The organism is Candidatus Magnetaquicoccus inordinatus (assembly GCF_004217665.1).
In the GTDB taxonomy this organism is placed as follows: Bacteria; Pseudomonadota; Magnetococcia; order Magnetococcales; family Magnetaquicoccaceae; genus Magnetaquicoccus; species Magnetaquicoccus inordinatus.
Map to the genome: position 1 here is coordinate 1 of NZ_RXIU01000163.1, position 8128 is coordinate 8128.

General features: G+C 58.3%; 9 protein-coding genes. All 9 read right to left on the bottom strand.

Going from position 1 to position 8128, the window contains the following annotated elements; translation table 11 throughout:
- Positions 1-111: 111 nt before the first annotated feature.
- From EJP87_RS11425 to EJP87_RS19030, 9 genes are read right to left on the bottom strand one after another with little or no spacing between them, the layout of a single operon-like run.
- Entirely contained in the window at positions 112-858 is a 747-nt protein-coding gene (locus EJP87_RS11425) for a glycosyltransferase family 2 protein (RefSeq protein WP_130472006.1), read from the bottom strand.
- The gene (gene waaC / locus EJP87_RS11430) at positions 858-1871 is read right to left on the bottom strand and encodes a lipopolysaccharide heptosyltransferase I (RefSeq protein WP_130472007.1); all 1014 of its coding nucleotides are present in this window, start codon (positions 1869-1871) and stop codon (positions 858-860) included. The genes EJP87_RS11425 and waaC overlap by 1 nt, the downstream gene beginning before the upstream one ends.
- Positions 1872-1884: 13 nt before the next feature.
- Positions 1885-2877, bottom strand: a complete 993-nt coding sequence (locus EJP87_RS11435) for a lysophospholipid acyltransferase family protein (protein ID WP_130472008.1) — start codon at positions 2875-2877, stop codon at positions 1885-1887.
- A complete protein-coding gene (gene waaF / locus EJP87_RS11440; protein WP_130472009.1) occupies positions 2862-3884 on the bottom strand; it encodes a lipopolysaccharide heptosyltransferase II in 1023 nt (340 codons plus the stop codon). The genes EJP87_RS11435 and waaF overlap by 16 nt, the downstream gene beginning before the upstream one ends.
- 14 nt (positions 3885-3898) lie before the next feature.
- Positions 3899-4855, bottom strand: coding sequence for an ADP-glyceromanno-heptose 6-epimerase (gene rfaD, locus EJP87_RS11445; protein ID WP_130472010.1), 957 nt, complete (start codon positions 4853-4855; stop codon positions 3899-3901).
- A 3-nt stretch (positions 4856-4858) separates the two neighbouring features.
- Positions 4859-6388: a bifunctional D-glycero-beta-D-manno-heptose-7-phosphate kinase/D-glycero-beta-D-manno-heptose 1-phosphate adenylyltransferase HldE gene (hldE, locus tag EJP87_RS11450; protein WP_130472011.1), complete on the bottom strand. Its 1530-nt coding sequence runs from the start codon at positions 6386-6388 to the stop codon at positions 4859-4861.
- Positions 6389-6412: 24 nt separating this feature from the next.
- A complete protein-coding gene (locus EJP87_RS11455) occupies positions 6413-7243 on the bottom strand; it encodes a sulfite exporter TauE/SafE family protein (protein ID WP_130472012.1) in 831 nt (276 codons plus the stop codon).
- 29 nt (positions 7244-7272) lie between these two features.
- The gene (gene purN / locus EJP87_RS11460; protein ID WP_130472013.1) at positions 7273-7941 is read right to left on the bottom strand and encodes a phosphoribosylglycinamide formyltransferase; all 669 of its coding nucleotides are present in this window, start codon (positions 7939-7941) and stop codon (positions 7273-7275) included.
- A 39-nt stretch (positions 7942-7980) separates the two neighbouring features.
- On the bottom strand, positions 7981-8115 hold the full coding sequence (locus tag EJP87_RS19030; RefSeq protein WP_420886861.1) for a hypothetical protein: 135 nt from the start codon (positions 8113-8115) through the stop codon (positions 7981-7983).
- Between the last annotated feature and the right edge of the window lie 13 nt (positions 8116-8128).

Here is an 8128-nt window from a genome sequence, read left to right on the forward strand (position 1 = left end):
TTTGCCCTGCACCCACCAGGAGGAGATAATCTCCTCCTGGACCTCCCTAATAATTTTCTGGTTTTCAAATGCGCTTGTCCTGGGGCTGTAGCGAGAGCTGCTTGACACTCCCTACTGCCGACGCAGAGCCATCGCCTTGGCATATTTCAAAAAGCTGTTGCCACAGCCAATTAAAATATGCACCAATCCGGGAATGCCATCCAAAAATCCCCTCTTGAAAAAATAAAAGCGCATAAAACGCCACAAAGGGCTGAACAGTAGATGCCGCAGATGGATGGAGCGATTTTGCAGCAGCAGTTGTTGCGCTTGCAGAGTGGTATAGTGGTTTTGCTTGTGCAGATAGTCGTGCAGAGAGAGGGCCGATTCATGTAACAGATCGCCTGTCAATGTGCCTATTGCACCCTGGACTTCTACCCGTTCATGGACGGGATCGGCACTCCACTGGCCGTGCTGGCGTCGGAACAGACGGACTACCCAATCGGGGTAGCCCTCCCCATGCCGCAACCATCGCCCCATAAAACGATTGCAGCGAGGCAGGCGATAGGCGGGATAGCGGGGGGCGCGCAATACCTCCTGAATCTGCTGTTGCAGTTGGGGAGTGAGCCGCTCATCGGCATCAAGGCAGAGCACCCAATCATGGCGAGCTTGTTGGACAGCCCACTGTTTTTGCGGGCCAAATCCTGACCAGGGATGATGAAGTACCCGTGCGCCTGCCGCCTGGGCAATGGCACAACTGGCATCCTGGCTGCCGGAATCGACAACCAAAATCTCCTCGGCAAAAGCGAGAGTGGCCAAGCACTCCGGCAACAGGCTGGCGGCGTTATAGGTAATCAGGATGGCGGAGAGGGGTTCGGCCATCAGCAGTGACTTTGTGCTGCCAAGAGCTCCCAGACCTGTTCCGGGGTCAGGGAGTGCAGGCAGGGGGCAGGGTGTGCCAAAGGGCAGATCCGGCTCAGGCAGGGCAGCTTTTCGCAACTGCCTTGCAGCAGAGTTTGCTCTGCTCCCACACTGCCAGTGCGCTGCGGATCGGTTGGGCCGTAGAGGCCGATCACCGGCGTGCCGACTGCAGCGGCCAGATGTCCGGGACCGGTATCGACCGCGACCACTGCCTTGGCCGCGGCCAGCCAGAGCGCCAATTGGCTTAAAGAGGCTTTTGGGGCAACCTGAATCTGTTCTGGGGCCACCGCGGCGATGCGTTTGGCGCGCATCAGCTCATCGATATTGCCCCAGGGCAGCAGAATGCGCCCCTGTGCGGCGGCCAAACGGGCCAGGCTTTGCCAATGTGCATCGGGCCAGAGTTTGCTTTTCCAGGTGCTGCCCGGCAAAAAGACCCAGGTGAAGGGTTGCGGAGAGGAGGAGCTGAAACGGCGTTGCAGGGCATAATCGGCGGGGGTGCGTGGCAAGGGATAGCCAAAAATGGCGGAAAAAAGCAGACGCAGGCGGGTTACCGCATGGATAGTCCGTTCCACCTGGTGTGACTCCTGGTAAAAAAGGGCGGCCAGGGGTTCGCGCAGCGAACGGCGATCCAAACCATAGCGGCGGCCACGCGCCAGAGCGGCCAAGGTGGCGCTTTTGAGCAGACCTTGGGCATCGATGATTCCGGTATAGGGTTGTTGGCGCAGCGAGCGCCAAAAGCGTTGCGGTTCACCTTTCCACAGAGCCAGCCAAGGCTGTTTACGCCAGCGCCGCAGGGCCACCGGTATGACCTGCTCGACACTGGGGTGCCAGGCGGGAATCTCGGCAAAAGCCTCTTCGACCACCCAGTCAAAGCGCAGTTGGGGTCGATAGCGGCGCAGATCACTCAAGGCAGGGAGCAGGTGCAGCACATCGCCCAGGGAAGAGGTTTTGATAATCAGATATTTTTCCATCATCCGGCCCGCAAGGTCAGGAGTTCACCCTCTGCAGCAGAGCGGCAGGGGGGAGAAGAGGGGGAGTAAGACGTGCCTGCAGCAACTGCTCTGCCGGGGTATCGGCTGACCAGAGGCAGCCATCCGGACGGGAGCGCCAACGGGCATGCAGCCAATTATACTGTTCGGGATGTGCGGTAATCCAGGGTTCAAACTGCTGATTGATCCGGGTTGTCAACGCCTCTTCCGACTCATCGGCCAGGGGCGCGAGCATGGGGGCGGAGAGAATACGGAAACGGCCCCATTCCGGGTCGCGCAGGCAGGCCAGTGGCAGCAGAGGTATCTGCCGACGCTGGGCCAGACGGGCCGGACCTGCCGGACAGAGTGCAGGAATACCAAGGAAGGGGGCGACAATACCGTCGCGGCGTTGGTTGATGTCGGTCATCAAGAGCAGGATCTCTTTTTTTTGCAGGACACGCAACATTTTGACCAGCTCATCGCGGCGGATCCAATGCACACCATAATGGGCGCGCGCTGCCATAAATATCTGTTCGCTCAAGGGGTTGTTGGCGTGTCGATAGACAACATGGATGGGCTGGCCGAGGGTGGCAATCCATTTTACCCCCATCTCCCAGGAGCCCAGATGGGTGCTGCAGACGATCAAACCGCGTTGTTGTTGCAGAGCCTCCTGAATCAACGTTTGTGCCTGTTCGGCACCCGCGCTGATCTGGCAGGGATCGGGCCGCAACCCCTCCAGAAGACTGCGCATGATATTTTCCATGACCAAAGCGGCCAGACGTTCTCTTGCCCGAGGTTGCAGGTTGTTGCCATAGACCCACTGCAGATTGGTATTGCTCCAGGCCCATTCGGAACGCAAAACATGGCGCAACAAGGGGCTTAAGCGCGCGACCCGTCGGTAGGCTTTGCCCAAATCACCCTGTTGCAGCCAACCGACGAGCGAGCGCAAAAGCAGCCATTCCAGGCGATGGCGCCAGCGCACACCCTGGGGAGGGTTCAGAGTGGTGGCCATGGTTTTTCCACCTGTTCCAGGACATAACGGGCGCTGATGGCGGAGAGGCAGGGCAGATCCGCATGCGGGCAGTTGCGGCGAAAACAGGGGGCACAGGGCAAACCCAGGGAGAGAATACGGGTCTGTTGACCCAGAGGGGGGGTGTGGTGCGGATCGGAGGAGCCAAAGAGAGCGACAACGGGACGATGCAGAGCGGCGGCCACGTGCATCAGTCCAGAGTCGTTGCTGACCACGCAGCCTGCCAAAGAGAGCAGATCGACCGCCTGTTCCAGGGAGGTTTGGCCCAGCAAGTTGTGGCAGGCATGGCCGGAGAGTTGGCTGATCTGCTGGCCGAGAGCATGCTCCTTTGCCGAACCAAGCAGCAGCACCTGCCAGCCCCGTTGCTGGGCCAGAGCCGCCAGTTCGGCAAAGCGGGCGACCGGCCACCGCTTGGCTGCCCCATATTCGGCTCCCGGACAGAGTGCCAAGAGAGGGCGTGTCACTCCATGGGGAAACCAGTGGCGCAGCGTGAGGGCGGCCTGTTCGGGGGAGCTGCGCAGTTGCGGCAGCGGGGTGGGAGGCAGGGGCTCCTGGGGGTTGATTCCCAAGGCCAAAAAGCGATCGACGGTACGCGGCAAACGCTTTTTATCCAGGGGACGAATATCATTGAGCAGACCAAAGCGCCATTCGCCCAAAAATCCGGTACGACGGGGGATCTGGGCGGCAAAGGGGAGCAGGGCAGATTTGAGGCTGTTGGGCAGCAAAATGGCCTGTTGGTATTGCTGACGCAGGGAGCGACCCAGTTGCCAGCGTTGTGCCAGGGCCAATTGACCATGGGCCACAGCCAAGGGCAGGGCCCGGCGTACCTGGGGCATGCGCTGCAGCAGAGGCAGGCTCCAGGGTGGGGCAAGCACATCCAAGGCCAGTTGGGGATGGCGCTCTTGCAAGAGCATCAGCAAGGGTTGGGCCATGACCATGTCCCCCACCCAGGAGGGGCCAACAATCAAGATGGCGGCGCTGTGGCTCATGGAGAGTGGCAGCCTTATGGGGTGGCCAGGAGCTGTTCGCTGGCGACAAAAGCTTCGATACCCGCCTCCAGGGAGGTAAACGCATCGCCAACACCCATGGAGCGCAGACGGGTGACATCGGCCTCGGTAAAGTTTTGATATTTTTTGGCCAATCCTTCCGGCATCGCTTTATAGTGGATGCTGCCTTGACCCAGCAGATGGCAGAGATGGCGGGCAATATCGTTAAAGCTGCGGCTTTGTCCGGTGCCAACGTTGCAGACTCCCTGCAGATCATGCTTTTTGGCCAGAGAGAGATTGATGCGTACCACATCGTTGACGCTGATAAAATCGCGCCGTTGTTCGCCATCGCCATAGCCGCCGGAGCCGGCAAAGAGCTGGGCTACCCCAGTCGTGCGCAGTTGTTGATAGAGCTGGTAGACCATCGAGGCCATCCGTCCTTTGTGCTGTTCACGCGGGCCGTAGACATTAAAATAGCGCAGACCGACCACGGTGCTGTGGATCTGTCCGGAGAGCTGGGCCACATAGCGGTCAAAGAGCAGTTTGGAATAGCCGTAGACGTTGAGCGGTTTTTCGTTATCGGGATGTTCGGTAAAGTTGCTGCTGGCTCCATAGACGGCGGCACTGGAGGCATAGATCAGGGGAACGGCGTTATCCAGAGCCAGATGCAACAGCTCTTTGGAATAGGTAAAATTATTATCCATCATATAGCGCCCATCATATTCCATGGTGTCGGAGCAGGCACCCTGATGAAAGATGGCTTTAATGGCTTTATCCTGAAAAAATCCTTTGCGTATCTGCTCGCGAAATTCTGTTTTATCCATAAAATCAGATATTTTCAAATCGCGCAGATTTAAAAATTTATCCCCCTTGGTCAAATTGTCAACCACCAGGATTGTGCTATGTCCCTGTTGGTTCAAACTAGCCACAATATTGGCACCGATAAAACCGGCACCACCGGTGACGATATACATAGGTTAAGCTCCTTGTTGTGAGGGATCATCCTGTTGGCGTTGAATGTGCGCCATGATATTGGTGGAGCTGCGCCCTTCCACCAGAGGAACCAGGGCCACGCTACCCCCCCAGCTTTTGACCTCGCTGCCGCCGACCACCTGATGCTCCTGATAATCGGCTCCTTTGGCGAGGATATGGGGTTGCAGGGTGCAGATCAAGGTCAGGGGGGTCTCTTCATCAAAGGGGATAACCAGATCAACAGCGGCCATGGCGGCCAGGACTCTGGCGCGGTCGGCTTCGTGGATAATGGGTCGATGCGGCCCCTTCAGGGCGCGTACCGAGCGGTCGGTGTTGAGGCCAACCACCAGGTGTGCCCCCAATTGTCGCGCCTTTTCCAGGTAGGTGACATGTCCGGCATGCAGCAGATCAAAACAGCCATTGGTAAATACAATCTTTTCACCACGTTGGCGCCATTGTGTAACCCGTTGCAAGGCGCTTTCCAGGGTGCAAATTTTATCGGACTGGGCGGGATGCTCTTCGTTGGCCAAGGCCGAGAGCAGCTCAACGCGGGTAATTGGAGTGGTGCCCAATTTGCCAACCACCACACCGGCGGCCAGATTGGCCAAATGCAGGCCATCCATAATGGGCAGATTGCTGGCCAGACTGGCCGCCAGAGTGCTGATTACTGTATCGCCCGCTCCAGAGACATCATAGACTTCACGGGCCATGGCGGGTATCCGTCGTGGCTCTTGATCCTGTTCCAGCAGAGCAATGCCCTGTTCGCTGAGGGTAACAGCCAACAGCTCTATCTGCAGCGCCTGCCGCAACCGCTCCCCGGCGCGGAGCAAGCGGTTCAACTCGCCAGCCGGGATATGTTCCTGTTCCTGGGCCGCAACCGCTTCCATAAGCTCTCGACGATTGGGAGTGATCACCGTGGCATGACGATATTTGCGATAATCCATCCCTTTGGGATCGACCAGCAAAGGAATCTGCAACTGGCGCGCCGTGTGGATCAAGGTTTGGCAAAGCGGCTCTTGCAACATCCCTTTGCCATAATCGGAGAGAATAATGGCTTGGGGACGGCGCTCGGGATGGTGAATATGTGCGACAATCTGCTCCTGGCACTGCTGGAGAAACGCAGTATCCAGAGGCTGATTCTCCTCCAGATCCAGACGCAACATCTGTTGATGGCCACCGATAATGCGCGTTTTACTGATGGTGGGGCGATTGGCCACCGTTTGAATCAGAGAGGTATCGATACCGGCCTGTTGCAGGAGGCCAAGCAACCGTTCACCGGCAGCATCCTGGCCAACCCAACCGGCCAAGCTGGTCTGCAAACCCAACTGGACCAGGTTGAGGGCGACATTGGCCGAGCCGCCACCATTTTCGGTCTCTTTGTGCAGGCGCACCACCGGTACCGGAGCCTCCGGGGAGATGCGGGTCACCTCACCCCACAGATAGCGATCCAGCATCAGGTCGCCAACCACCAACAGGCGGCGCTGGGCAAAAGCGGCCTGCACGGTTTCCAGGACAAGGGAACGATCAAGAAACATGGGGCTTGGCTCCTGTCAATGGGGTTACCACAGCAACCTGATGCCAACCAGCAGCAAGAGGATGCCGAAGCCTTTTTTCAACTGTTGTGGTTCGGTAAGGTGCGCCAGTTTGACACCCAGTGGGGTGGTGATCAAGGTACCCAGGATCACCCCCAAGGCGGCCAAGGGTACCACAAAGCCCAGAGTATCCGGGGGCAGGGCGCTGTTTTCCCAACCGGATTGAATCATGCCGGTGGTGCCGACCAGGGAGAGGATGGCGCCGATGGCCGATGAGGTGCCGATGGCTTGATGGATGGTCAGGCCGGAGAGCAGGGTCAAGGCAGGGACCAGCATGGTGCCGCCACCGATGCCAAACAGGGTACTCAATATGCCGATAATGGTGGCAATGCCACTGACCTGCACAAAACCTTGCAGCGTAGTGGGTTGTGCGCTTGCATCCTCTGCTGCTGCAGTGGTTTCTTTTGGGGAGTGGGAGAGCATGCGCAGGCCGACAGCGATTTCAAAAAAAGCAAAAAGAATAACCAGATCATCGCTTTCCAAGAGAGCGGCCAACTGGGCTCCCAGCCAGACGCCGATGATCATGCCAGGAGAGTAGCGGTGCACCATTGGCCAATGCACACTGTGACGGCGGTGGTGATTCCAGGTGGCCGAAAGGCTGGTAAAGATGATGGTGGCCAAAGAGGTTCCAGCGGCCAACTGCATGGAGATCACCGGATTGATGCCATCCATATGAAACAGATAGAGCAGGGCCGGAACGATGATGATGCCGCCACCAACGCCAAAAAGGCCAGCCAGCAGGCCAGCCAGCAGACCGCTGGCCAGATAGCCGAAAAACTGGAGGGTGAAAATAGTCATGGGGGCTCGTCTATCCTGGGGGGTCGCTGCTACTCTCCACTGGGATGGATCAGGGCGGCCTCTCTCTCTTCCTGGGCATCGCGCAGTTGCACGCGCTTGCCTGTGAGGGAGAGACGGCCCTGGGCAAACCAACGCACTGCCAAAGGATAGATGCGATGCTCCTGGCGCAGAATGCGGGCAGCCAGAGAGTCGGCAGTGTCATCGGCCAGCACCGGCACCACAGCCTGCACCACGATTGGACCGGCATCAACCTCTGGAACCACAAAATGCACTGTGGCCCCGGAAAAACGGACTCCGGCATCGATGGCCTGCTGTTGCACATGTAGTCCGGGAAAAGCGGGTAACAAGGCGGGATGGATATTGAGCAGACGGCCGGCAAAATGTTGTGTAAATTCGGCGGTGAGCACGCGCATAAAGCCGGCCAGACAGACCAATTGTGCCTCATATTGTTCCAGCAGGCGGGTCAACTCCTGGTCAAAGGCGGCCCGATTGGCATAGAGGCGGTGGTTGACAACCTCTGTGGGTATCTGATGTCGTTTGGCCCGTTCGATGCCGAAGGCTTCGGGATTATTGCTGAGGACCAGGACTATCTGCCCAGGAATGAGACCGCTGGCGCAGCCATCGATCAACGCCTGCAGGTTGCTGCCGCTACCGGAAACCAGTACGGCGATGCGTAACGGGGAGGAGGGTGTGGGCATTTCGGCGCTCTGTTTTCCAGTATGTGGCAAAGAAGGGCATCAGATGAGGAAGACGGCCGGTTCATCTGCCGAGTGGCGCGCACGCACCTCACCAGCCAACCAAGCCTCTTCTCCAGCCTGTTGCAACCCCTCTATCGCCTGCTGTGCATCCTCCTGGGCCACGATCACCACCATGCCCAAGCCGCAA

Bases quoted from the DNA above. Each gene is read 5' to 3' on its own strand.
- waaF (WP_130472009.1), bottom strand. From the start codon at position 3,884: ATGAGCCACAGCGCCGCCATCTTGATTGTTGGCCCCTCCTGGGTGGGG.
- EJP87_RS11435 (WP_130472008.1), bottom strand. From the start codon at position 2,877: ATGGCCACCACTCTGAACCCTCCCCAGGGTGTGCGCTGGCGCCATCGC.
- EJP87_RS11455 (WP_130472012.1), bottom strand. From the start codon at position 7,243: ATGACTATTTTCACCCTCCAGTTTTTCGGCTATCTGGCCAGCGGTCTG.
- hldE (WP_130472011.1), bottom strand. From the start codon at position 6,388: ATGTTTCTTGATCGTTCCCTTGTCCTGGAAACCGTGCAGGCCGCTTTT.
- EJP87_RS11425 (WP_130472006.1), bottom strand. From the start codon at position 858: ATGGCCGAACCCCTCTCCGCCATCCTGATTACCTATAACGCCGCCAGC.
- purN (WP_130472013.1), bottom strand. From the start codon at position 7,941: ATGCCCACACCCTCCTCCCCGTTACGCATCGCCGTACTGGTTTCCGGT.
- EJP87_RS19030 (WP_420886861.1), bottom strand. From the start codon at position 8,115: ATGGTGGTGATCGTGGCCCAGGAGGATGCACAGCAGGCGATAGAGGGG.
- waaC (WP_130472007.1), bottom strand. From the start codon at position 1,871: ATGATGGAAAAATATCTGATTATCAAAACCTCTTCCCTGGGCGATGTG.
- rfaD (WP_130472010.1), bottom strand. From the start codon at position 4,855: ATGTATATCGTCACCGGTGGTGCCGGTTTTATCGGTGCCAATATTGTG.